The sequence below is a fragment of the Kitasatospora sp. NPDC048540 genome, from assembly GCF_040651175.1.
GTDB lineage: Bacteria > Actinomycetota > Actinomycetes > Streptomycetales > Streptomycetaceae > Kitasatospora.
Map to the genome: position 1 here is coordinate 124935 of NZ_JBEZIR010000004.1, position 24894 is coordinate 149828.

The following is a 24894-nucleotide window of genomic DNA, read 5'->3' on the forward strand; positions in this document are numbered from 1 at the left end:
ATGAACGCTGAGACCCCCAGCGCCGCCACTCCCGGACCCGAGCAGTCCGCCGCCCCCGGCGCCGAACCCCGCGGCGCGGTCAGCCGACGCGCCGTCATCGGCTGGGCCGGTGCCGGTGTGGCGCTCGGCGCCGCGGCCGCCGGTTCGGTCGCCGCCGCCACCCTGCGCGAGTCGGAGCCCGCACCGGCCGCGGCCGGCGGTGACATCCCGTTCTACGGCGACCACCAGTCCGGGATCGCCACCCCGGTGCAGGACCGGCTGCACTTCGCGACCTTCGACGTGGTCACCACCAACCGCGACGCGCTGGTCAGGATGCTCAAGGAGTGGACCAAGGCGGCCGCGGCGATGACCGGCGGCCGTGAGGTCGGCACCGGCGCCAGCGGTCTGGCCGAGGCGCCGCCGGACGACACCGGCGAGGCGCTCGGCCTGCCGTCGTCCCGGCTGACGCTGACCATGGGCTTCGGCCCGACGCTGTTCGAGAAGGACGGCGTCGACCGGTTCGGGCTGAAGGCCAAGCGGCCCGAGGCGCTGATCGAGCTGCCGAAGTTCCCGCACGACAACCTCGACCCGGCCCGCTCCGGCGGTGACATCTGCGTCCAGGCCTGTGCGGACGACCCGCAGGTCGCGGTGCACGCGATCCGCAACCTGGCCCGGATCGGCATGGGCGTGGTCAACGTCCGCTGGTCGCAGCTGGGGTTCGGCAAGACCTCGTCCACCACCCCCGAGGCGCAGACCCCGCGCAACCTGATGGGGTTCAAGGACGGCACCCACAACATCTCCGGCACCGACGCCGACGCGCTGGACAAGCACGTCTGGGTCGCGCCGGGCGAGGGCCCCGAGTGGCTCACCGGCGGCTCGTACCTGGTGGCCCGCCGGATTCGGATGCACATCGAGACCTGGGACCGCACCTCGCTGGGGGAGCAGGAGGGCGTGTTCGGCCGCACCAAGCGGGAGGGCGCGCCGTTCGGCAAGCAGCGGGAGCGGGACACCCCGGACCTGAAGGCGATGCCCGAGGACTCGCACGTGCGCCTGGCCCACCCGGACTCCAACGACGGGCTGATGATCCTGCGCCGCGGCTTCTCCTTCACGGACGGCACCGACGGTCTCGGCCGGCTGGAGGCGGGCCTGTTCTTCCTGGCGTACCAGCGCGACACCCGCAAGGCGTTCGTGCCCCTGCAGCAGCGCCTCGCCGCGTCCGACAAGCTGAACGAGTACATCCAGCACGTCGGTTCCGCGCACTTCGCCTGCCCGCCCGGCATCCGCAAGCCCGGCGAGTGGTGGGGCCAGGCCCTGTTCGGCTGACCCCGCCCCGTACAACCCCCTGAGGAGACCGCCGTGTTCGGCAACTACCTGATCGGCCTGCGCGAGGGCCTGGAAGCCAGCCTCGTCGTCTGCATCCTGATCGCCTACCTGGTCAAGACCGGCCGCCGGGACCGGCTGGCACCGGTCTGGGCCGGCATCGCGGCCGCCGTGCTGATCAGCATGGCGTTCGGCGCGGTGCTGCAGTACGGCTCCACCCAGATGTCCTTCGAGGCGCAGGAGGCGCTCGGCGGCTCGCTGTCGATCATCGCCGTGGGCCTGGTCACCTGGATGGTGTTCTGGATGCGCCGCACCGCCCGCCACCTGAAGGCCGAGCTGCACGGCAAGCTGGACGCGGCGCTGGCGATGGGCACCTTCGCGCTGGTCACCACCGCCTTCCTGGCGGTGGGCCGGGAGGGGCTGGAGACCGCGCTGTTCATCTGGACGGCGGTGGCCGCCACCGGTGACGGGGTGCGGCCGCTGGTCGGCGCGGTCCTCGGTCTGCTCACCGCGGTGGTGCTGGGCTGGCTGTTCTACCGCGGCGCGCTGAAGATCAACCTGGCCAAGTTCTTCACCTGGACCGGCGCGATGCTGGTGGTGGTCGCCGCCGGTGTGCTCGCCTACGGCGTGCACGACCTGCAGGAGGCCGGCTGGCTGCCGGGCCTGCACGACATGGCCTTCGACATCAGCTCGACCATCCCGAAGGACAGCTGGTACGGCACCCTGCTCAAGGGCGTGTTCAACTTCCAGCCCGACCCGTCGGTGGCCCAGACGGTGGTCTGGGTGGCGTACCTGGTGCCCACCCTGCTGCTCTTCCTGCGGCCGAGCGGCGGCGCCCGCCCGGTCGCCCCGGCGAAGGCCGGCGGCAGCCCGGCCTGAGCCGCCCGCCCCAGCGCCCAGCGCCCCGCTCCCGGACCGTCGGGGGGCGGGGCGCCGTGCTGTCCGGCCGCGGTGGTGACCTGGCCGGATGACGCAGTGTCAGACTTTGCGTGCGCGCGGTTCCGAATTGGTCCGACTGCGGTGCGGGGCAAGTGAATTGACGTGAAAGATTGGCAACATTCAACCCGTTGTGGCCACCCCTCCCCGCCGGTACAGTCCCCCTGAATTGCGAAGGACGCAATGGCGCGTTCGGCGGATCAGCAGGGGAGAGCGGTCATTTTAGGGACTCCTGGCGTCGGTCCGGTCACCCCGGATCTAATTGACGCGTTCACGCAAATTGTCGAGAGTCATGCCGACCGTACCGCGGTCGTTCACAATGGCCGTCCGTTGAGCTACCTTCAGCTCGACGGGCTGGTCCAGCGGGCGGCATTGCGCCTGGGGGCCGGACCGGGCGTGGTTGGTGTCCGAACTTCCCGTTCTCCCGGCGTGGTCGCCGAGCTGCTCGGGGTGCTGGCCGCGGGCGGCACATACTGTCCGGTCGACCCGGCTTTCCCTGCTGCCCGGCAGCGGGCCATGGTGGCGGCCGCGGGCTGTCACCTCGTGATCGATGCAGAAACGGTTCCGCAAGGGAAATCTGGCGTTGAGCCGGTCGACTTCACCGACCTGCTGACCCCCCGCGGCACGGACGGCCCCGACGAGCCCGATGGCCCGCAGGCCCCCGCCTACATCCTCTTCACCTCCGGCTCCACCGGTGACCCCAAGCCGGTGGTCACCCCGCGCGGAGCGATCACCACGGTGGTCGGCGCGCTGCGCGAGCTGTTCGACCTGGGCCCGGCCGACCGCGTGCTGCAGTTCGCCTCGCTCAACTGGGACACCTGCTTCGAGGAGATCCTCCCGACGCTCACCGCGGGCGCCGCGCTGGTCCTCGACGACGAGGCGCACAGCGGCTCGTTCCCGCGCCTGCTGCGGATGGTGGAGCGCGAGCGGATCACCGTCCTCGACCTGCCGACCGCCTACTGGCACGAACTGGTCCGCCACCTCACCGAGGACCGGGCGGCCCTGCCGCCGTCGGTGCGGCTGGTGGTGATCGGCGGTGAGGCGGCCGACCCGGCCCGGCTGGCCGACTGGTGCGCGCTGGCCACCGGCGACGTCCGGCTGGTCAACACCTACGGATCCACCGAGACCACCCTGATCACCCACGCCGTCGACCTGCACGGCCCGCGCGCCCTGGCCCTGGGCCGGCCGTGGCGGCCGGGCGACCGGGTGCCGATCGGCCTGCCGCTCCCGCACGTCCTCGAACGGATCGGCGCGGAGGGCGAGTTGATGATCGGCGGCCCCGCGCTGGCGCTCGGCTACCGCGGCCTGCCGCAGGCCACCGAGGCCCGGTTCGGCAGCGGGGAGGACCGCTGGTTCCGCACCGGCGACCGGGTCGAACGGGCGCCCGGCGGCGTCCTGCTCCACCGCGGACGGCTGGACGGCGAGCTGAAGATCCGCGGGATCCGGGTCGACCCCGCCGAGGTCGAGGCCCACCTCACCGCCCACCCCCAGGTGGCGGGCGCCGCCGTCACCGGCGCCCGACTGGCCGGCCGGACCGCCCTGGTGGCGTACGTGGTCCCCGCCCCGGGCGCCGACACCGCCGCGCTCGCGGCCGGCCTGCGCCGCCACCTGACGGCCCGGGTGCCCGGCCACCTGGTGCCGGGGCGGATCGCCCTGGTGGAGCGGCTCGCCCGCACCTCCAGCGGCAAGCTCGACCGGGCCGGCACGCACCGGCAGTACGAAGGGCGGACGCCCGAGGAGACGGAGTTGACGCAGCGCCGGCAGGGTGCCGCCGCTGCCGAGGAGGAGGGCAACGATGGGCGTTGACACGGTGACCGCCATCTTCCGGCGGGTGCTGGAGACCGACGGGATCACCCCGCACTGCGACTTCTTCGACCTCGGCGGCGACTCGCTGATCGCCACCCGGGTCCTGAGCGCGGTCGCCCGGGAGAGCGGGGTCGAGCTGACCTTCGAGGACTTCCTGGCCGCGCCCACCCCCGAGTCGCTGGCGGCGAAGGTCGCGGGGGCGGCCCGGTGAGCGTGATCGTCGTCGGCGCCGGCCTCGCGGGGCTCACCGCCGCGGTGGACCTGGCCCGGGCCGGGGTCCGGGTCACCGTGCTGGAGGCCCGCGACCGGGTCGGCGGCCGCACCCGCGGCATCGAGGTCGCACCCGGCAGCTGGGTCGACGCGGGCGCCGCGTACCTGGGCGACCGGCACACCGAACTGCACGGCCTGCTCGCGGAACACGGCCTGAAGACCGCGCCGACCGAGATGGCCGGCCAGAGCCGGTTCGCACTCGGCCCGGCGGCGGACGGCACCAGCGCCGGACGGTTCCCGCCGCTCAACGCGGTCGCCCTCGGCGGCCTGTTCGACCTGCTGGACGAGGTGACCGCCACCGTCCGCACCGACGCCCCCTGGCTGACCCCGGACGCCGAGCGGCTGGACGCGCTCACCGCCGCCGAATGGGCCGACCGCCACCTCACCCACCCCGACGCCCGGCTGTTCTTCCCGCTGTTCCTCGGTGAGATGATGGCCGCCGACCCGGCCGACATCTCCGTCCTGCACCTGGCCTTCTACCTGCGCTCCGGCGGCGGCACCCGCTACCTCAACGCCTTCGAGGGCGGCGCCCAGCAGGACCGGGTGGCCGGCGGCGCGCACCAGCTGTGCGAACGGCTCGCCCGGCAGCTCGGTGGCCGGCTCCGGCTGTCCGACCCGGTCCGGGCGGTCCACCAGGACGCCGACGGGGTCACCGTGCACTCCGCCGGCGGATCCACCCGGGCCGCCGCCGCCGTGGTCGCGCTGCCGCCGCTGCTCGCCGACGGGATCGTCCGGGACCCGGCCGCCCGGCGCAGCACCGACCGCACCGCGCGCGGCTGCGCGGTCAAGGTCCAGCTGGTGTACGAGCGGCCGTACTGGCGGGAGCACGGCCTGTCCGGCTGGTCGGTCAACGCCGAGGGTCCGCTGCTGTCCACCGTGGACGACACCCCGCCCGACGGCGGGCCCGGGGTGCTCACCGGCTTCGTCACCGGAGCCGAGGCCCACCGGTTCGCCGCGCTCGGGCCGGCCGGGCAGCGCGCCGCCGCGCTCGCGCAGGCCGCCCGGCTGTTCCCGCAGCTGCCCGAGCCGCTCGCCTGCCACATCACCGACTGGGTCAACGAGGAGTACAGCCGCGGGTGTTACGCGGCGCTGCTCGGCCCCGGCGACTGGACCGCCCTCGGGCCGCGGCTGGCCGCCCCGTACGGGCGGGTGCACTGGGCCGGCACCGAGACCAGCACCGAGTTCTTCGGCCTGATGGAGGGCGCGGTCCGCTCCGGCCACCGGGTGGCGGCCGAACTCCTGGACCGCTACCCGGACCTGCACCAGCTCTGACGTCCGTTCGGCACCGACCTTCGTCCAGCACCGACCTTCGTCCAGCACCGAACTCCGTTCAGCAACAGAACTGTTGGGAGATCACGATGCACGAAACCAGCCCCGTGGCGCCGCTCGAGGTGCGCCGGCAGCTGATGACGGAACCCACCCTGGGCGCCGGCAACTTCCTGGACCACGCCCTCGCGCTCAACCCCAACCGGGCGGTGCCGTTCGCCTACGGCCACCACACCGACCACCGCGGCCAGGTGGTGCTGCGCGGCCACAGCCTGCTCGACCTGGCCGCGCTGCGGGACCGCTACGCCAGGTGGTACCGGGCCAACGGGGTGCGCCCCGGCGAGCCGGTCGGCATCGTGGTCGCCGAGGGCCTGGAGCCGCTGCTGCACTTCCTCGCGCTCACCGCGCTGGGCGCCGTACCCGCCCTGGTCAACGACGCGATGCGGCCGGACATCATGGTCCGCTACCTCGACCACGTCGGGGTGGTCGGCATCGTCGCCGACGACCCCACCCGGCTCGCCGCCGCCTACCGCGCCGACCCGCAGCGCCGGCCGCGGTTCATCGCGCTCACCGCCGAGGTGCAGGCCTTCGACGCGGAGTCGGCCGCGCTGCCCGAGGAGTACCCGTACCGGCACGCCCCCGAGGACGTGGTGGCGCTGATCCACTCCTCCGGCACCACCGGCACCCCCAAGTCCACCATGCTGGCGCACCGCCAGTTCTGGGACGGCAAGCAGCCCCGGATGGAGCGCTTTCCGGCGGAGCCCTACGACCGGCTGATGTCGCTGATGCCGCACACTCACGCGGGCGGTCTGAGCTACTTCCTGACCGCGACCCTGCTGGGCCTGCCGACCGTGGTGATGGGGGACTGGCGGCGCACCGTCGTCGAGCCGGTGATGGAGGCGTTCCAGCCGACCATGGTCGCCTCCTTCCCGCGGACCTTCGTCGAACTGGCCACCGGGGAGCTGCCGGTGGCCGGCGCCGCCAAGGTGCACTCCTGGTTCAACACCGGCGACAGCGCCCACTACGGGCACATCCGCCGGCTGGTGACGCTCGGCGAGCGGCCGGCCGGGCTGATCAGGCCCTGGCTGCTGCCGCAGCAGCGCGAGGAGGAACCGGCCCTGGCCGGCTCGCAGTTCATCGACGGGCTGGGCTCGTCCGAGATGGGGATGGCGCTGTTCGGGCAGGTCACCTCGCCGGAGACGGAGCGCGACGACCGCTGCGTCGGCCGGCCGCTGGAGGTGGTGCTGAAGGCCGCGGTGCTCTCCGGCGACGGCACCGAACTCCCCGACGGCGAGGTCGGTCTGCTCGGGGTGGTCACCCCGTCGCGTACCCCCGGCTACTGGAACAACCCGCGGCTGACCAGCAGTTTCGAGCTGGCCGGCTACTGGCTGACCGGGGACGTGGCCCGGCGCGACGCCGACGGCCGGTTCTACCACCTGGACCGGACGGTCGACGTCATCGACACCGCCGATGGGCCGCTCTACAGCCTCCCGGTCGAGGAGGTGCTGCTCGCCGACTGCGCCGAACTGGTCCAGGACTGCTCGGTGGTGGGCGTGCCCGGCCCGGACGGCCGGGGCCAGGTGCCGATCGCGGTGGTCCGGCTGCAGGCCGCCGCGGCCGGGGCGGACGAGCGGACCGTGCACGAGGCCGCCGACAAGGCGCTCGGCGTGGCCGGGCTGCCCGCCCTCGCCGCGGTCAGCATCGCCCGGGACGGCGCGGACTTCCCGCTCGGGCCGACCGGCAAGGTGCTCAAGCGCGAGCTGCGCACCCGCTTCGCGACGCTGTTCACCGGTGCTCCGGACAGCCCCGACCGATGAACGAGCACACCGCCCGGCAGCCGTACCGGTACGTCCGGACCCCGCTGATCGAACCGGACTGGCGTCGGCTGCCGGGCTGGCGCGAGGTCACCGCGGCGCAGTGGCGCGACGCCCAGTGGCAGCGGGCGCACTGCGTCAAGACCCCGGCGCAGCTGCGGGCCGTCGTGGGCGGTCTGCTGACCGACCGCTTCTACCAGGAACTGGCCGCGGACCGGGAGCAGTTCGCGACCATGTCGATGCTGGTGCCGCCGCAGATGCTGAACACCATGGCGCCCGCGGCGGCGCTGCGGCCGGCCGAGTTCACCGCGGCGTTCCTGGCCGACCCGGTCCGCCGCTACCTGCTGCCGGTGCGCTGCGACCGCGACCCGCGGTGGCCCAGCCACCCGCTCGCCGAGCGCGACTCGCTGCACGAGGCCGAGATGTGGGTGGTGGAGGGCCTCACCCACCGCTACCCGACCAAGGTGCTCGCCGAACTGGTCTCCACCTGCCCGCAGTACTGCGGGCACTGCACCCGGATGGACCTGGTCGGCAACTCGACGCCGCAGGTCACCAAGGCCCGGCTGGTGCTGCGGCCGGCCGACCGCCAGGAGCAGATGCTGGACTACCTCAAGCGGATGCCGCACGTCCGGGACGTGGTGGTGTCCGGCGGTGACGTCGCCAACGTGCCCTGGCGGCAGCTGGAGAGCTTCCTGATGCGGCTGCTGGAACTCTCCTCGGTCCGCGACATCCGGCTCGCCACCAAGGCGCTGGTCGGGCTGCCGCAGCACTGGCTGCAGCCCGAGATGACCGAGGGGATGGCCAGGGTGGCGGCGGTCGCCGCCCGCCGGGCGGTCAACCTCGCGGTGCACACCCACGCCAACCACGTGCAGTCGGTGACCCCGCTGGTGGCCGAGGCGGCCCGGGCGATGCTCGACGCGGGCGTGCGGGACGTCCGCAACCAGGGCGTGCTGATGCGCGGGGTGAACGCCTCGGTGGAGGACCTGCTGGACCTGTGCCTCGCGCTCCAGGGCGAGGCGGGCATCCTGCCGTACTACTTCTACCTGTGCGACATGATCCCCAACGCCGAGCACTGGCGGATCGCGCTCCACGAGGCGCAGCGGCTCCAGGAGGGCATCATGGGCTACCTGCCGGGGTATGCCACCCCCCGGATCGTCAACGACGTGCCGCACGTGGGCAAGCGCTGGGTGCACCAGGCCGTCGAGTACGACCGTGAGCGCGGCATCTCCTACTGGACCAAGAACTACCGCACCGAGCCCGAGGCCCGGGCCGCCGAGGCGGCGTCCGACGTCCTGGGGCGCAGGTACCCGAGCTACGACCCGATCTCCACCCTCCCCGCGTCCGGCCGCCGCTGGTGGACGGAGCGGCCCGGCAGGAAGGCCTGAACGATGCTCGAACTCCACCGGCTGGCGATGCGGCACAGCGTGGCGGCGGTCGACCGGATCCGGGACGGCCAGTGGGAGCTGCCCACGCCGTGCGCCGACTGGGACGTGCGGCGGCTGGTGGAGCACATGACGGCCGAGAACCTGGGCTTCGCGGCGGCGGCCGACGGGGAGCGCGAGGACCGCGGCGTCTGGGAGTACCGGGCGACCGGGGCCGGGCCGGTGGCCGACTACCGGGCCTCGGCGAAGCGGGTGGTGGAGGCGTTCGGTGCGCCGGGGGTGCTGGACGGGCGGTTCTGGCTGCCGCGGATCAACGACGCCCGCACCTTCCCGGCCCGGCAGGCGGTCTCGTACCACCTGCTGGACTACCTGGTGCACAGCTGGGACGTGGCGGTGGCGATCGGTGCGCCGGTCGACTTCGAGCCGGAACTGGTGGCGGAGGTCGCGGTGATCGCCGAGCGGGAGGTCCCGGACACCCCGCGGCGGCTGCGTCCGGGTGCCGGGTTCCGCCCGGCGCTGCCGGTGCCGGGGACCGTGCCGCCGCTGGAGCGGCTGCTCGCCGCCCTGGGGCGTTCGGCGCGCTGGCCGCAGCAGAGCCGGGACTAGCCGGCGGTCCCGGGCCGGCCGGAGAGCATGGTGCTCTGGCCCCGGAACTCGGCCACCACCGTGCCGTCGGCCTTGCGGACCGTGACGTCGTAGACGCCGTGCCGGCCGACCCGGGTGCGTTCGACGGCTTCGGCGGTCAGTTCGTCGCCGGCGGCGGCCGGCTGCAGGAAGCTCACCTGGGCGCCCTGGGCGACGGTGACCGGGCCGTGGGTGTTGCAGGCGAACGAGAACGCGGCGTCGGCCAGCAGGAACAGGAAGCCGCCGTGGGCGATCCCGTGTCCGTTCACCATCTCGGCGGTCAGCCGCAGCCGCACCACGGCGCGGCCGGGGCCGACGTCGCCGAGCGAGATGCCGAGCGACCGGCAGGTCGGGTCCTGGTCGTGGAGCGCCTTGGCCCGGGAGATGCTCAGGGCGAGCGGATCGCCGTCCTGGTCCATGGCCACCTGCGCTTCCCTGGGGATCGGGCCGCTCCGGGGTCCGGGCCGGTCGGCGGCACGACCGCATTAGACCGGCTGCCCCGGGCCGGTGTCAACGACCGGTTCCGGTAACTCCGATATCCGGTAGGGGAATGGACGATTCGTCAGTCCGGTCGTCGACCGATGGAGGAAATGTAAGGTCCATGCCAGAACTCGACCCGACCCGTTTATCGGCCGTTGAGAGTGGACCCCTAGCCTTCGCGCATGTCCCAGACGAACCCCGCACCCGAACAGTCCGCCGAGCAGGACGCCGCGAACCTCCGCCACCTGCTGACCAGGCTCGCCGAGTCGCTGGCGAAGGACCGGCAGTATGCGGATATTGACGCTGCGTCAGAGAAATAGCCGTGGACACGTCATTTTGAACCGCTGAGCCGGGTGACCTTTCCGGCATATCGAACAGGTGACGGCAATGTACTGGTCATCTTCATCTCTTTCCCCCACCATCTCCCATGGCGCACCGCCCCGAATCCGGCCACAAGCCGCAACAGGGCCACACCTCAGGAGAGTTGATGAGTTCGATCGGACTTCCTTCGCTTGACCCGGCCATGTCGCTGGCCGACCTGGTGGAAGCGCAGGTCCGTCGCACCCCCGACCGCACCGCACTGGTCGACGGCGACCACCGCCTGACCTACCGCGAACTCTGGTCCGAGGTGCAGGAACTGGCCGCCGCCCTGGCCGGTGCCGGGGTGACCTCCGGCACCCTGGTCGGCGTCTGCCTGCCCCGCACCCCGGGCCTGGTGGCCGCCGTACTGGCGGTGCTGCGGGCCGGCGGAGCCTACATACCGCTGGACCCGGCCTACCCGCGCGACCGGCTGGAGCTGGTGATCGGCGACGCGCAGGCCCCCGTGGTGATCACCGACCGCGCCCACGAACACCTGCTGGCCGGCGCCGGGGCCAAACTGCTCCACCTCGAGGACCCCCGCCCCGCCGGGGAGCCGCCCGCCTTCCCGCCCGCCGGACCGGGCGCGCTCGCGAACGTGCTGTACACCTCCGGCTCCACCGGCCGCCCCAAGGGCGTCGCCGTCACCCAGCACGGCGTCAACGCCCTGCTGCGCTGGGCCGCCGGACTGCTCGGCCCCGAGGACGTCGCCGGGGTGCTGTTCGGCACCTCGATCTGCTTCGACCTCTCGGTGTACGAGATCTTCCTGCCGCTGTCCGTCGGCGGCACCGTCATCCTCGCCCAGAACGTCCTCGCACTGCCCGAACTGCCCGCCCGCGACGCGGTGACCCTGGTCAACACCGTGCCCAGCGCGATGGGCGCGCTGCTGCGCGGCGGCCGCGGCCTGCCCCCCGGCGTCCGGGTGGTGAACACCGCCGGCGAGCCGATGTCCCGCCGGCTCGCCGACCAGGTCTACGCCCAGCCGCAGGTCGAGCGGCTGTACAACCTGTACGGACCGACCGAGGACACCGTCTACTCCACCTGGTGGCTGGTCGGCCGCGACCAGGACTTCGAGCCGCTGCTCGGACACTTCCTGCCCGGCACCACCGGCCTCATCCTTGACGAGCACCGCCGGCCCGTCCCGGCCGGCACCGTCGGCGAGCTCTACCTGGCCGGCGACGGCCTGGCCCGCGGCTACCACGGCCGCCCCGACCTCACCGAACAGAGCTTCGTCACCCTCCACGGCGAGCGCCACTACCGCACCGGCGACCTGGTCCGGCTGCGGCCCGACGGCAACCTGGAGACCCACGGCCGCACCGACCACCAGGTCAAGGTCCGCGGCTTCCGGGTCGAACTCGCCGAGATCGAGGCCGTGCTCTCCGGCCACCCCGGCGTCCAGGCCGCCGTCGCCGTGGTCCAGCGCGACGAGGCCGGCGACTACCTCGCCGCCTTCGTCCAACCCGACCAGGGCGCCCGCCCCACCGTCGCCGCCCTGCGCGAGCGCTGCGCCGCCGCGCTGCCCGGCTACATGGTGCCCGCCGCCGTCGAGGTGCTGGAGCGCTTCCCGCTCACCCCCAACGGCAAGGCCGACCGCCGGGCGATGCCGCTCGCCGCCCGCACCCGCACCGCGAGCGACGTCTACGTGGCCCCCAGGACCCCGGCCGAGACCCGGATCGCCGAACTGTGGAGCTCCGTGCTCGGCGTGCCGCAGGTCGGCGTCCACGACGTCTTCCTCGACCTCGGCGGCCACTCGCTGCTCGCCCTGTCGGTCCTCGCCCGGATCGAGCGCGAGTACGGCGTCCGGGTGCCGCTCGGCGAATTCTTCGCCGCCCCGACCGTCGCCGCGCTCGCCGTCCGGACCGCCCAGGGCGCCGCCACCGGCCCCGCGGTCGAACCGCCCCGCCGCGAACCCGCACTGCCCGCGCTCGCCACCTCCTTCCAGCGCGAACTGTGGCTGCACGAGGCCATGACGCCCGGCACCGCCGTCTACAACGTCCCGCTGCGGATCCGCGCCACCGGCGCCCTCGACCCGGAGCGGCTCGGCCGGGCCCTGACCGAGCTGGTACGGCGCCACGAGGTCCTGCGCACCGCCCTGACCGGCCACGGCGAGCAGCTCACCGCCGAGGTCCGCCCCGCCTACCCGGTGGACGTCCCGGTGCTCGACCTGCCCGGCGCCGACGAGGACCGGATCGACACCGCGCTGCGCGCCGAGGCCGCCCACCCGATCGACCTCGCCCAGGGCCGGATGCTGCGCGCCGTGGCGCTGCGGATCGGCGAACGCCACCACGAACTGCTGATCACAGTGCACCACGCGGCCATCGACGGCTGGGCCAACGGTGTCCTGCTGGACGAACTCGGCCGCGCCTACCGGGGCGAGGCCCGCGACCCGGAGCTGCAGCTCTCCGACGTGGCCCGCTGGCAGTGGCAGGTCATCGAGGCGGGCCGCCCCGAGGCCGAACGCTGGGCCGGCCGCCTCGCCGGACTCGACACCGACCAGCACCTGCCCGGCGACCGCCCGCACCCCGATCCGCACGACCTGACCGGCCTGCGCACCGCCCGCCGCCTCGACGCCGCCCTGCTGCGCACCGTCGAGCGCTGGGGCGCCGAGGAGGGCGCCAGCCTGTACATGACGCTGCTGGCAGCGCTCGGCGCCGTCGTGCACCGCTACACCGGGCGCACCGACGTGGCGGTCCTCACCCCGTTCGCGGTCCGGCCGCTGCCCGAACTGGAGCAGGTGCTGGGCCCGTTGACCAACACCGTGGCACTGCGCCTCGACGTCCGCGGCACCGACACCTTCCGCGAACTGGTCCGCAAGGTACGGCCGGTGGTGCTGGACGCCGCCGACCACTGCGGCCACCCGGCCGGCGAACAGGTCCGCTACGCCGGGGCGCCGCGCGGGGTGACCGCCACCCCGTTCGGCCAGATCATGCTCGCGGTGCAGAACCACCCCGCCGCCGTCGCCGAACTCGACGACCTGCGGCTCGACTTCGTCGCCGAGGTCTGCAACGGCACGGCCAAGAGCGACCTGTCGCTGTTCCTGGAGTTCCCCGCCGACGGACCGCTGCTGTCCGCCGAGTACCGCACCGGCCGCTACGACGAGGCCTCCGTGCTGGCCGCCGTCGACCACCTGCTCACCCTGGTCGCCCACGCCGTCGCCGAACCCGACCGGCCGATCGCCGAACTCGCCCTGCTCACCGAGGCCGAGCTCGCGGTCACCACCGCCCGCGGCGCCGAACGGGAGCCGGCGGCCGACACCCTGCCGCAGCTGGTCGCCGCCCAGGCCGCCCGGACCCCGGACGCGACCGCCGTCTCGGCCGCCGACGGAGAACTCAGCTACGCCGAACTCGACACCGCCGCCGACCGGCTGGCCCGGCTGCTGCGCGCCCGCGGCGCCCGGCCCGGCACCCTGGTCGCGGTCGCCGTCCGGCGCGGCCGGGCCCTGCCGCTCGCCCTGCTCGGCGTCCTGCGCAGCGGCGCGGCCTACCTGCCGCTCGACCCCGACCAGCCGCCGGCCCGCAACCGGGCGGTGCTCGCCGACGCCGGCGCGCCGCTGCTGGTCGGCGAACGGGCGAGCGCGGGCGAGGAACTGTTCGCCGGCCGGGACGACCTGGTCCTGGTGGACGGCGACCAGGACACCGCCGAACCCGACACCCCGGCGACGGCCGCCGGCCCCGAGGACCCCGCCTACCTGCTCTACACCTCGGGCTCCACCGGCACCCCCAAGGGCGTGTCGGTCCCGCACCGGGCGATCGTCAACTTCCTGCGCTCGATGGCCCGCGAACCCGGCATCACGGCCCGGGACGTGGTCGCCGCGGTCACCACCGTCACCTTCGACATCGCCGGCCTCGAACTGTGGCTGCCCCTGGTCACCGGCGCCCGGGTGGAGATCGCCGACCGGGCGACCGCCACCGACGGCCACGCCCTGGCGGCCTGGCTGGAGCGCCGCGGCGTGACGGTGCTGCAGGCCACCCCCGCCACCTGGCGGCTGCTGCTGGAGGCCGACTGGCCCGGCCGGCCCGGCCTGCTCGCACTGTGCGGCGGCGAGGCGCTCACCGCCGACCTCGCCCGGGCCCTGCTCCGGCGCTCGCGCGAACTGTGGAACCTGTACGGCCCGACCGAGACCACCGTCTGGTCGACCGCCCAGCGGATCGACGCCGAACTCGCCGCCCGCGGCGGGGGGATGCCGCTCGGCGACCCGATCGACAACACCCGGCTGCACCTGCTGGACGCGGCCGGCCGGCCGGTCCCCGTCAACGGCCTCGGCGAACTGTGCATCGCCGGCGCCGGGGTGGCACTCGGCTACCACGGCCGCCCCGAGCTGACCGCCGACCGGTTCGTCCCCGAGCCCGGCGGCCCCGTCGGCGCCCTGATGTACCGCACCGGCGACCTGGCCTGCCGCCGCCGAGACGGCCGGCTGGACTACCACGGCCGGGCCGACCGGCAGGTCAAGCTGCGCGGCTTCCGGATCGAGCTCGGCGAGATCGAGGCCCAGCTGACCGGCCTGCCCGGGGTCGCCGACGCGGCGGTGACCCTCCGCGAGTCGGGCGCCGGACCGGTGCTGGTCGCGCACGCCGTCACCGACGGCCGCACCGGCGAGCAGCTGCGCGCCGACCTCGCCGCCCGGCTGCCCGACCACCTGGTGCCCGCCGTCGTGATGGTGCTGGACGCCCTGCCGACCACCCCGTCCGGGAAGATCGACCGCGCCGCCCTGCCCGACCCGGAGTTCGGCGGCGCGGGGGCGCCCCCCGAGGGCGAGTGCGAGGAACTGCTCGCCGAACTCTGGCAGGAGGTCCTCGGGGTGGACACGGTCGCCCGCGGCGACGACTTCTTCGCCCTCGGCGGCCACTCGCTGCTCGCCACCCGGCTGGTCGCCCGGGTCCGCGACATCCTCGGCATCGACCTGCCGCTGCGCACCGTCTTCGAGGCCCGCACGCTGACCGTGCTGGCCCGGCGGATCGAGGACATCCTGCTCGGCGAGGTCGACGCCGAGCTCGGCACCACAGGACACACGGGGGAGACACGATGACCATCGAGGAGACCACCGGGGTACCCGGCCCGGCACCCGCCGCGCCCCCCGGCCGCCAGGAACTGCTGCGCAGACGCCTGGCCCAGGCCCGGGCCCGGGCCGCCGAGCCCGCCGCCCGCGCCATCACCCCGCGCCCGGCGGGAACGGCCGCGCCGCTGTCCTTCGCGCAGCGCCGGATGTGGTTCCTGGCGCAGTACGAACCGGACAGCGCCGCCTACCACATACCGCTCACCCTGCGGATCACCGGCGAGCCCGACCGGGCCGCACTCGCCGCCGCGCTGACCGACGTGGTGCGCCGGCACGAGGTGCTGCGCACCGGCTACCCGTCCCACGACGGCCAGGTGCTGACCGAGGTCCACGACGCCGAACGCTTCGCCCTCGCCACCGTCGAGCTGCCGGCCGCCGAGGCCGAGGCCTGGCTGGCGGCCGAGGCCGCCCGCCCGTTCGACCTGGCGGCCGGCCTGCCGCTGCGCGCCACCCTGCTGCGCACCCCGGACGGATCGGTGCTCAGCCTGGTCGTGCACCACATCGCCGCCGACGGCTGGTCCATCGGGGTGCTCTGGGACGAGCTGGCGCAGGCGTACGCCGCCCGGCTGGCCGGCCGTACGCCCGAACTCCCGGCCCTGCCCGTCCAGTACGCCGACGTCGCGCACTGGCAGCAGACCGCGCAGACCGAGGAGCTCGCCCGGCAGCAGACCTGGTGGCAGGAGCGGCTGCGCGGCGCGACCGCGACCGTCACCGTTCCCGCCGACCGGCCGCGGCCCGCGGTAGCCGGCACCCGCGGTGAGCGGATCGCCGTCGAGCTCGGCGCCGAACGCTCCCGCCGGATCCGGGCGCTGGCCGAACAGACCGGCACCACCGTCTACATGGTGCTGCTGGCCGCGCTGCAGACCGTCCTGTCCCGCTACACCGGCGCCGAGGACGTGGTCGTCGGCAGCCCGGTGGCCGGCCGCACCCGCAGCGAGACCGAACCGCTGGTCGGCTGCTTCGTCAACACCCTCGCGATGCGCACCGACCTGTCCGGCGACCCCACCGTCCGGGAACTGCTGGAACGGGTCAAGGACGTCACCCTCGGCGCCTTCGCCCACCAGGACCTGCCCTTCGAGCGGCTGATCGACGCCCTCGGACTGGAACGCGAACTCGCCCACACCCCGCTCTTCCAGGTCATGCTCAACGTGCAGAACCAGGCCGCCGCCCGGCCCGCGCTGCCCGGCGTCGAGGTGGAGTGGCTGGACATCGGCACCGGCACCGCCAAGTTCGACCTGTCGCTGGTGGTGGTCGACACCGGCGCCGAGCTCACCGGCGACCTGCTCTGGCGCAGCGAGCTCTACGAGGAGCAGACCGTCCGCCGCGTCCTCGGCCACCTGACCACCGTGCTGGACGCGATGGCCGCCGGCCCCGACCGGCCGCTGGCCGGGCTGCCACTGCTCACCGCGGCCGAACAGCGCCTGCTCACCGCCTGGGACGACACCGCGCGCGACTGGGACCTCACCGGCACCCTGCACGGGCTGATCGAGGAACAGGCCCGCCGCACCCCGCAGGCACCCGCCGTCCGCGGCGCCGACGGCGTCCTCAGCTACGCCGAGCTCGACGCCCGCGCGGACGAGCTGGCCCACCGCCTGGTGGCGCTCGGCGTCGGCCCCGACCGGCCGGTCGGCCTGTTCGCCGAACGCTCCGCCGCCCTGGTGGTCGGCATGCTCGGCATCCTCAAGGCCGGCGGCGGCTACCTGCCGCTGGACCCGCTCTACCCGGACGGACGGATCCGCGCCCTGCTGGAGACCGCCGGCGCCGCCGCCGTGGTCACCACCGCCGACCTGGCCGCCCGGATCGACGGCGCGGCGCCCACCGCCGTGCTGCCCGGCCTCGCCACCGCGCCCGCGGCGCCCTCCGGGCCGCCCGCCGTGGAGGTCCGCCCCGAGCACCTGTGCTACCTGCTCTTCACCTCCGGCTCCACCGGTGCGCCCAAGGCCGTCGCCGTCGAGCACCGCAACTACCGCAACTACCTGCACGGCCTGCGCGAACGGATCGGCCTCGGGCCCGGCACGGGCCCGTGGAACTGGGCGCTGGTCTCCACCTTCGCCGCCGACCTCGGCACCACCAACGTCTTCGCCGCGCTCACCACCGGCGGCTGCCTGCACCTGCTCACCCGCGACCAGGCCACCGACCCGGACGCCTTCGCCGCCTACCTCGCCGCCCACCCGATCGACGCGGTGAAGCTGGTGCCCAGCCACCTGGAGGGCCTCGCCGCCCACGGCGACCGGCTCGCCGACGTCCTGCCCGGCCGGCTGCTGATCTGCGCCGGCGAGCCGCTGCGCCCCGACCTGGTGGCCCGGATCCGGTCCGCCCGGCCCGGGCTGACCCTGCACAACCACTACGGGCCGACCGAGACCACCGTCTCGATGCTCGGCGCGCCCGTCCCCGCCGAGCTCGGCGACGCGGCGAGCGCGCCGCTCGGCCGGCCGTTCGGCAACGTCGGTGCCCACGTGCTGGACGCCCGGCGCCGCCCGGTACCGGTCGGCGTGCCCGGCGAACTGTACGTCTCCGGCGGCGGCGTGGCCCGCGGCTACCACGGCCGGGCCGACCTCACCGCCGAACGCTTCGTGGAGCTCCCGCAGGGCCGCGCCTACCGCACCGGCGACCTGGTCCGCCGCCGCCCCGACGGCGCGATCGAGTTCCTCGGCCGGGCCGACCACCAGGTCAAGATCCGCGGCTTCCGGGTCGAGACCGGAGAGGTGGAGGCCGAACTGACGGCCCGCCCGGAGATCCGCGAAGCCGTGGTGGTCACCCGCGGCGAGGGCGCGGCCCGCACCCTGGCCGGCTACGTGGTGCCCGCCGCCGGGCCGGTCGACCCCGCCGCGCTGCGGGCCGCGCTGCGCACCCGGCTGCCCGACTACATGGTGCCCGCCGCCCTCGTCGTCCTGGACGCCCTCCCGCTCACCGGCAACGGCAAGGTCGACCGCGCCGCGCTGCCCGAACCGGCCGCCGCCCAGCAGCCGTCCGGCGGCGCCGAACCCGCCACCGAGAACGAACACCGGGTCGCCGGCGCCTACCGCCAGGTGCTGGCCGTCGACGCGGTCGCCGCCGACGACGACTTCTTCGCCCTCGGCGGCGACTCGTTCAGCGCGGTGCACACCGTCCGCCTGCTGGGCGACGGCCTATCGGTGATCGACCTGTTCCAGCACCCCACCGTGCGCGAACTCGCCGCCCTCCTCGACGCCCGCGCCGCCGGCACCGGCCAGGACGGCCCGCGCAGCCTGCTGCACCGGCTCACCCGGTCCGCCGCGCCGGCCACCCTGACGGTGGTCTGCGTCCCGTACGGGGGCGGCAGCCCGGTCACCTTCCAGCCGCTGGCCGACGCCCTGCCGGCCGGCCACCGGCTGTACGCCGTCGAACTGCCCGGCCACGACCCGAGCCGCCCGGACGACCCGCTGGTCGACCTCGACACCCTGGCCGACCTGCTGGCCGGGCAGATCGCCGAGCAGATCGACGGACCGGTGCTGCTCTACGGCCACTGCCTCGGCGGCGCGCTGGCCACCGCACTCGGCTCCCGGGTGGAGGCGGCCGGCGGCGACCTGCGCGGCGTGGTCCTCGGCGGCACCTTCCCGGCCGCCCGGCTCCCCGGGCGGTTCGCCGAATGGGTGGCCAGGCGGCTGCCCGGCGACCGGATGCTCTCCAACCGCGCCTACCTCGACTTCCTGCGCGCGATGGGCGGCTTCACCGACGTCTACGACGCGGCCGAACAGGACTTCCTGGTCCGCGCGCTGCGCCACGACGTACGGCAGGCGGAGGACTTCTACACCCGGGCGTACGGCGACCAGCGCCCGGCCCCGATCGCGGCGCCGATCCTGTGCGTGGTCGGCGAGAAGGACCGCGCCACCCTGCTCTACCAGGAGCGGTACGCCGAGTGGGAGCACTTCGGCGAGCGGGTCGGCCTGGCGGTGATCCCGCGCGCCGGGCACTACTTCCTCAAGCACCAGGCCGGCGAACTTGCCCGGGTGCTGGCCGACTGGGCGGACGCGCCGCCGGCCCGGGACCAGCGGCCGCCGGCCGCCGCCGCGGCCCGTCCCGACCTCGGCACCTTCGCCAAGGTCGCGATCGGCCAGTTCGTGTCGATGATCGGCACCGCGCTGTCCACCTTCGCCCTCGGCGTCTGGGTCTACCAGCGGACCGGCTCCGCCTTCGACTTCGCGATGATCTCGGTGGTGGCGGTGCTGCCCGCGGTGCTGCTGCTGCCGATCGCGGGCGCGGTGGCGGACCGGGCCGACCGCCGCAAGATCATGATCATCACCGACACCGTCGCGGCGGCCGGCATGCTCTCGCTCGGCGTCCTGCTGTGGACCGGCGGACTCCAGCTCTGGCACGTGTACGTGGTCGCCTGCCTCGGCTCGGCCTGCACCGCCTTCCAGCGCCCCGCCTACCTGGCCGCGATCACCCAGCTGGTGCCCAAGCGCTACCTCGGCCAGGCCAACGGCCTCACCCAACTCGGAGCCGGCGCCGGGGACATGATGGCGGTGCTGGCCGGAGGCGTGCTGGTCTCGCTGATCGGCCTGCACGGCGTGGTGCTGTTCGACATGGCCACCTTCCTGACCGGGGTGAGCGCGCTGCTGCTGGTGCGCTTCCCGGACGCGATGTTCGAGAAGCGCGAGGAGCCGCTGCTGCGCGAGGTGGTGAGCGGCTGGCGGTACATCGTCCGACGGCACAGCCTGGTCGCCATGGTGGCCTTCTTCGTGGTGTTCAACTACCTCTTCGCGGTCGCCACCGTGCTGGTCACCCCGATGGTGCTGGCCTCCGGCTCGTCGGTGCGGCTCGGCGTGGTGACCGCGGTCGGCGGCGTCGGCGCGATGACCGGCGCCCTGGTGATGGCGCTGTGGGGCGGCACCCGGCGCCGGGCGGTCGGCATGATCGGCTTCACCTCGGTGGTCGGCGTGGCCGCCGTCCTGGCCGGACTGCGCCCGCAGCCGGTGGTCGTCGCCTGCGGCCTGTTCGTCCTCTGGGCCGCCCTGATGATCCTCAACTCGCACTGGATGGCGCTGATCCAGACCAAGGTCGGGATGGAGCTCCAGGGCCGGGTGCTGGCCACCAACCAGATGCTGGCGATGTCGATGATGCCGCTCGGCTTCCTCACCGCGGGCCCGGTCTCCGACCACGTCTTCGAACCGCTGATGCGGCCCGGCGGCGCCCTCGCCGACTCGCTCGGCCCGCTGCTCGGCACCGGCCCCGGCCGCGGCGCCGGACTGCTGCTGGTCCTGGTCGGCCTCGCGCTCGCGGTCTGGGGCCTGCTGGGCCTGGCCTACCGGCCGCTGCGGCTGATCGAGGACCTGCTGCCGGACGCGGTGCCGGACCCGGAGATCGGCGACAAGGACGCCATCCAGGCCGAGGCGGACCGCCTGCTGGAGGCCGCCCGCCGCGGCCCGGTCGCGACGGCCGCGCCGGTGGCCGCCCGGGCGGCGGCCGAGCCGGAGCCGGTGCCGGCGGGGGCGGGCGCACCGCGCGGCTGACCCGCCGACGGGTCCCACCGGGGCCGCCGTCCCGCCTTCCGCGCCGGACGGCGGCCCCGGCCGCACCGGGGTCCGGTCCCGGGCACGTACCGACCCCGTCCGGCCCGCCACCGCGTGCCGTTGACCGGCCGTCAGGCCCGTGGCCCGGGCCGTCCGCCGGGGCTGCGGCGGGAGCTACGCCGCTCCGCCCGGCTCCCCGGTGGTACGGCGCAGCAGGTACGAGTCCATGATCCAGCCCTTGCGCTCGCGGGCCTGCTCGCGCAGTTCGCGGATCCGCGGCGCGGCCTCGGCGAGCGGGCCGGCGGCCAGGATCTCGTCCGGGGTACCGAGGTAGGCGCCGTAGAAGATCTCCAGGCCCTCGGGGTCGATCGTGGCGAACGCCGAGCGCCCGTCCAGCATCACCACCACGTCGTCGACCTCGGCGGGGAAGCCCTCCGCGAGCCGGCGCCCGGTGGTGACCTGGACCGGGCGGCCGACCCGGGTCAGCGTGGTGCGGTGCCGGGCGGCGAGCGCCGAGATGCTGCTGATGCCCGGGATCACCTCGTACTCGAAGACGGCGGTGCCGCGCGCCAGCACCTCGTCCACCACCGCGATCACACTGTCGTACAGGCTGGGGTCGCCCCAGACCAGGAACGCGGCGGTCTCGTCGGGGCCGAGGTGGTCGGCGATCAGCCGCTCGACCAGGTCGGCGCGGCGGTGGCGCCAGTCGTCCACGGCGGCGGTGTACGCCGGGGTGGTGCGGTCCCGCTCCGCGTCCGGGACGCCGACCACCCGGTGGCCGGGCTTGGCGTGCTCGGCCAGGATCTGCCGGCGCAGCCGGATCATGTCCTGGCGTTCCTCGTTCTTGTCGAGGATGAAGAAGACGTCGGTGCGAGCGAGCGCCTTGGCCGCCTGGAGGGTCAGGTGGTCGGGGTCGCCCGCGCCGATTCCGATGACGAGGATGTGCTGCATGCCAGCGATTGTGCCGTGCGGCCCGGCCGCCCGGGCCGCCGGGGGACCGGGTGCACCCCGCGGCCCCGCGGCTCAGTGCAGGTGGTCGCGCCAGTCCTCGGGGACCCGCCCGGCCGGGCCGGGGGTGGGCTGGGAGCCCGGGTGCGCGGCGGGGCCGGACAGCTCGGGGCCGTCGTAGTACTCCTCGGTCTCGACGTTCCACAGCCAGCTCTCGCCGGGCTCGAAACTGGCGAGGAACGGGTGGCCGGACTCGCGTGCGTGCCGGGTGCCGTGCTGGGACGGCGAGGAGTCGCAGCAGCCGACCTGGCCGCACTCGGCGCACCGCCGCAGGTGCAGCCACCAGCCCGGGCCGTCACCGGCCAGGCACTGCGCGCAGCCCTCGCCGCTCGGCGCTGCGGCGGGGTTGATCCCCGGGATCCGTTCGTCGGCCATCCGGTGCCTCCCTGGTCCGCCTGGAGCCCCCGTGGCAGCCTACGACCGGGAGCCCGCGCCCGCACCGCCGAGCCGCCGGGTCCGGGGCAGGGCGGGGTGTACGGCGCGTTACCGGCCGCCCCGGCGGTGCTCCCCGAGCAGCGCCGCGCCGGCCACGACCGCGACCGCGCCCGCCGCCAGCAACCCGCCGCGCGAGCGCCAGGACAGCACCGACCAGCAGGACTGGGCGGACAGCACCGATCCGGCGCTCAGCCAGGACCCGGCCGAGAGCACCGACAGCGCGGACCCGATCGAGGCCACCGACAGCGCACTGCCGACCGACCCGACGGAGAGCACCGAACCGGTCGACCCGATCGAGAGCACCGAACCCACCGAGCCGATCGACAGCACGGAGTCCTTGGACCACAGCGACAGCGGAGAGTCAGCGAGCTTGGACATGCCCCGATCGTACGGCGCGCGGGCCTCGCACACGCCCCGTCCACGGTGATGCGCGGGCCGCGGGCGCCCGTACGCGGGGCGGGTGCGGGCGCCTTCGTTCCGGCTCTCCCGTGCGGTGCGGCCCGCGTCGGCGCAGAGTTGAGACCAGGAGCCGGAGGTGGACGCCGGGAGACGGCGGTGCCACGGCCCAGGCACCGCGCGGGATCCTGACCGTCCCGGGCCCGCCCCGGGCGGACGTGCGGCCTGGAGGCGGGCACCGCGCAGCTCCGCGGTGGATACGCGTCCGGATCGCCACGGTCCGGCAGTGCCAGTGGGGTTACCGCCGCCGTCCGAGGGAGGCACACCATGATCGCAACATCGCTGGCAGGTGACTATCCCCTGCTCAATCTGTTCTGGACCATCGCGGAGATCTTCCTCTGGGTGTTGTGGATCTTCCTGCTGATCCGGGTCCTCGACGATGTGTTCCGCGACGACTCGCTCAGCGGTGGCGCCAAGGCCGCCTGGGCGATCCTGGTCGTCCTGCTGCCGTTCCTGGGCATCTTCATCTACCTCATCGTCAGGGGAAAGGGCATGGGCGAGCGCAGCCTCAAGCAGGCCCAGAAGCAGGAGGAGCAACTCCGCAGCTACATCCGGGAAACCGCCGGATCGACGCCCGGCGCCGAGGGCGGAACGGGCGGAACGGGCGGCCATGTCGAGGAGTTGGCCAAACTCGCCGAACTCAAGAATCGCGGCGATATCACGGAACAGGAATATCAGCAAGCCAAGGCCAAGGTGCTGTCCTGAGCCCGGCGCCCCGGCCGCCGGAGCGGCCGGGGCGTGGCCGGCCGCGTCCCGGTGCGGCACGACGCATTGGTTCAAAGAACCCGGAAGTAAGAACTCCCACCCAACCCCACCCCCCACCCCGGAAGATCATCTCAACAGATCACCCCAACGGGTGAGTTGGGCGCGCGGGCGAGTTCGGTGCGGGTACGCTCTGGCCGACCGCCCGGAATGCATGGCCGGAACGCAATTCGGCCCTCGGCCGGGATGGCATTCCCGATCGAGGGCCTGACCACGTAGGAACCGAGTCCTTCCCCATGGCTGACGAAAAGTCTAACGCGCACCACGGCATTTCCGCGGCGGGTGTCGTGCATGTCCGCACGCGTCTGACGGCGAATTTCACCGTCCTCGCGAACTGCCTCGCCCAACGGCGCGGCAGTGCGGTCACGGTGGGCGTCGCCGCCTACATCCTCTCGCTGCCGGACGGCGCACCGGTCTCGATCAAGGCGCTCGCCGCGCACTTCAGCGAGGGCGAGATCCTGCTCGCCCGGGCTCTCAACGAGCTTGTGCAGGACGGCTATCTGGAGCGGCGGGTCGAACGCGTCGGCGGCGGCCGGATCCGTACCCGGACCTACTTCCACGATGTGCCGGTGCCGGTGTCAGTCCCGGAGCCGGTGCCGGAGCCGGTGCCGGTGCCGGTGTCAGTGCCGGAGCCGGTGCAGCCCGCGCCGGACCTCCGCCCGGCGCCGGCACCGGACCCAACTCCCGCCCCGGGCGCCGTCCCTGGACCCGCGACCGGGCCGGACCCCGACCGCGACCGCGACCGCGGACCCGATCCTGACCCCGACCGGCCGCCGCCGTCCGGCTCGGGCGGGGGGCGCAAGCACCCGCTCGCTCCGGTCAACCTTCCCGGCGCCTGGCGGCCGGCCGGCCACTGCGAGTCCCGGCCGCCGAGCGAGGCGGCCGAGCGGGTCGAGCCGGTCGAGCCGGTCGCCCGTGCCGTTCCGGCCCCGCGGGCGGTGGCCGCGCGCCCGGCGCTCCCGCGGCCGAGCGGCGAGGTCCGGGCGCTCCTGACCGGGCTGCGCCGACGCGATCCGCGACTGCTGCTGTCGGAGGGGGAGATCGCAGCCCTCGCACCGGCCGTCGGTGACTGGCTGAACCGCGGGGCGACGGGCGAGGCCGTCGCGGAGACCCTGACCGCGGGCCTGCCCGCGGTGTTCGAGCGCCGCCCGGCCCGGATCCTCGCCTACCGGCTCGGGCACTGGAACGCCCCGGTCGCCCCCGAACCGGCCCCGCGCCCGGTCGTGGTGCCGATGCAGAACTGCGACGGCTGCGACCGCGCCTTCAGGGCGCCGCGGCCGGGCATCTGCGGCCCGTGCACCCAGGGGTCCGCCCACTCCGTCGGACACCCGGGTCGCGCGGCCTCGTCGGCCCGGATGGCCGGAAACCGCCGCCGTGAACGGCCGATGACGATCTGTCAGTAAGTGATCATCCCTTGCTAGACATGTAATCGATCACGCCAACTGCGTGAAGATCGATTCACGATCACCGCCAAC

17 protein-coding genes are annotated in these 24894 nt (G+C 74.4%); 13 read left to right on the top strand and 4 right to left on the bottom strand.

Features of this window, described 5'->3' with window-relative positions:
* The 8 genes from efeB (at position 1) to AB0D08_RS03970 (ending at position 9379) form a co-directional block, all read left to right on the top strand.
* Positions 1-1302, top strand: a complete 1302-nt coding sequence (efeB, locus tag AB0D08_RS03935) for an iron uptake transporter deferrochelatase/peroxidase subunit (RefSeq protein WP_359886131.1) — start codon at positions 1-3, stop codon at positions 1300-1302.
* Between the two features lie 33 nt (positions 1303-1335).
* Positions 1336-2178 (top strand): iron uptake transporter permease EfeU, encoded by an 843-nt coding sequence (gene efeU / locus AB0D08_RS03940; protein ID WP_063794393.1) that lies wholly within the window; start codon positions 1336-1338, stop codon positions 2176-2178.
* Positions 2179-2418: 240 nt separating this feature from the next.
* On the top strand, positions 2419-4041 hold the full coding sequence (locus tag AB0D08_RS03945; protein WP_359886132.1) for an amino acid adenylation domain-containing protein: 1623 nt from the start codon (positions 2419-2421) through the stop codon (positions 4039-4041).
* On the top strand, positions 4031-4252 hold the full coding sequence (locus AB0D08_RS03950; RefSeq protein ID WP_033821305.1) for an acyl carrier protein: 222 nt from the start codon (positions 4031-4033) through the stop codon (positions 4250-4252). The genes AB0D08_RS03945 and AB0D08_RS03950 overlap by 11 nt, the downstream gene beginning before the upstream one ends.
* A complete protein-coding gene (locus tag AB0D08_RS03955) occupies positions 4249-5583 on the top strand; it encodes an FAD-dependent oxidoreductase (RefSeq protein ID WP_359886133.1) in 1335 nt (444 codons plus the stop codon). Before AB0D08_RS03950 ends, AB0D08_RS03955 begins: the two co-directional genes overlap by 4 nt.
* An 86-nt stretch (positions 5584-5669) precedes the next feature.
* On the top strand, positions 5670-7394 hold the full coding sequence (locus tag AB0D08_RS03960; protein WP_359886134.1) for a class I adenylate-forming enzyme family protein: 1725 nt from the start codon (positions 5670-5672) through the stop codon (positions 7392-7394).
* Positions 7391-8776 (top strand): lysine 2,3-aminomutase, encoded by a 1386-nt coding sequence (locus AB0D08_RS03965; protein ID WP_033821308.1) that lies wholly within the window; start codon positions 7391-7393, stop codon positions 8774-8776. Before AB0D08_RS03960 ends, AB0D08_RS03965 begins: the two co-directional genes overlap by 4 nt.
* Before the next feature lie 3 nt (positions 8777-8779).
* Positions 8780-9379 (top strand): TIGR03086 family metal-binding protein, encoded by a 600-nt coding sequence (locus tag AB0D08_RS03970; RefSeq protein WP_033821309.1) that lies wholly within the window; start codon positions 8780-8782, stop codon positions 9377-9379.
* On the opposite strand, the gene paaI is transcribed toward AB0D08_RS03970, so the two are convergent.
* Entirely contained in the window at positions 9376-9816 is a 441-nt protein-coding gene (gene paaI, locus AB0D08_RS03975; protein WP_051812772.1) for a hydroxyphenylacetyl-CoA thioesterase PaaI, read from the bottom strand. The genes AB0D08_RS03970 and paaI overlap by 4 nt on opposite strands.
* 243 nt (positions 9817-10059) lie before the next feature.
* On the opposite strand from paaI, the gene AB0D08_RS03980 reads away from it, so the two are divergent.
* From AB0D08_RS03980 to AB0D08_RS03990, 3 genes are all read left to right on the top strand, one after another.
* A complete protein-coding gene (locus AB0D08_RS03980; RefSeq protein WP_359886135.1) occupies positions 10060-10197 on the top strand; it encodes a hypothetical protein in 138 nt (45 codons plus the stop codon).
* Positions 10198-10364: 167 nt separating this feature from the next.
* Positions 10365-15260 carry an amino acid adenylation domain-containing protein gene (locus AB0D08_RS03985; protein ID WP_359886136.1) on the top strand — a complete coding sequence of 1632 codons (4896 nt, stop codon included), beginning with the start codon at positions 10365-10367 and terminating at the stop codon, positions 15258-15260.
* On the top strand, positions 15257-20758 hold the full coding sequence (locus AB0D08_RS03990) for an amino acid adenylation domain-containing protein (RefSeq protein ID WP_359886137.1): 5502 nt from the start codon (positions 15257-15259) through the stop codon (positions 20756-20758). Before AB0D08_RS03985 ends, AB0D08_RS03990 begins: the two co-directional genes overlap by 4 nt.
* Positions 20759-20932: 174 nt before the next feature.
* Here AB0D08_RS03990 and cobF read toward each other — a convergent pair whose 3' ends face one another.
* The 3 genes from cobF to AB0D08_RS04005 all read right to left on the bottom strand — a co-directional run bounded on the left by cobF (position 20933) and on the right by AB0D08_RS04005 (position 22579).
* Positions 20933-21709: a precorrin-6A synthase (deacetylating) gene (gene cobF, locus AB0D08_RS03995; protein ID WP_033820058.1), complete on the bottom strand. Its 777-nt coding sequence runs from the start codon at positions 21707-21709 to the stop codon at positions 20933-20935.
* Positions 21710-21781: 72 nt separating this feature from the next.
* Positions 21782-22141 (bottom strand): UBP-type zinc finger domain-containing protein, encoded by a 360-nt coding sequence (locus tag AB0D08_RS04000; RefSeq protein WP_359886138.1) that lies wholly within the window; start codon positions 22139-22141, stop codon positions 21782-21784.
* A gap of 108 nt (positions 22142-22249) precedes the next feature.
* Positions 22250-22579, bottom strand: a complete 330-nt coding sequence (locus tag AB0D08_RS04005; RefSeq protein ID WP_033820056.1) for a hypothetical protein — start codon at positions 22577-22579, stop codon at positions 22250-22252.
* A gap of 345 nt (positions 22580-22924) precedes the next feature.
* Between AB0D08_RS04005 and AB0D08_RS04010 the strand changes: the two genes are divergently transcribed.
* Both AB0D08_RS04010 and AB0D08_RS04015 read left to right on the top strand, forming a co-directional pair.
* Positions 22925-23362 (top strand): SHOCT domain-containing protein, encoded by a 438-nt coding sequence (locus tag AB0D08_RS04010; protein WP_033820055.1) that lies wholly within the window; start codon positions 22925-22927, stop codon positions 23360-23362.
* Positions 23363-23706: 344 nt separating this feature from the next.
* Positions 23707-24822 carry a hypothetical protein gene (locus AB0D08_RS04015; protein ID WP_359886139.1) on the top strand — a complete coding sequence of 372 codons (1116 nt, stop codon included), beginning with the start codon at positions 23707-23709 and terminating at the stop codon, positions 24820-24822.
* Positions 24823-24894: the final 72 nt, after the last annotated feature.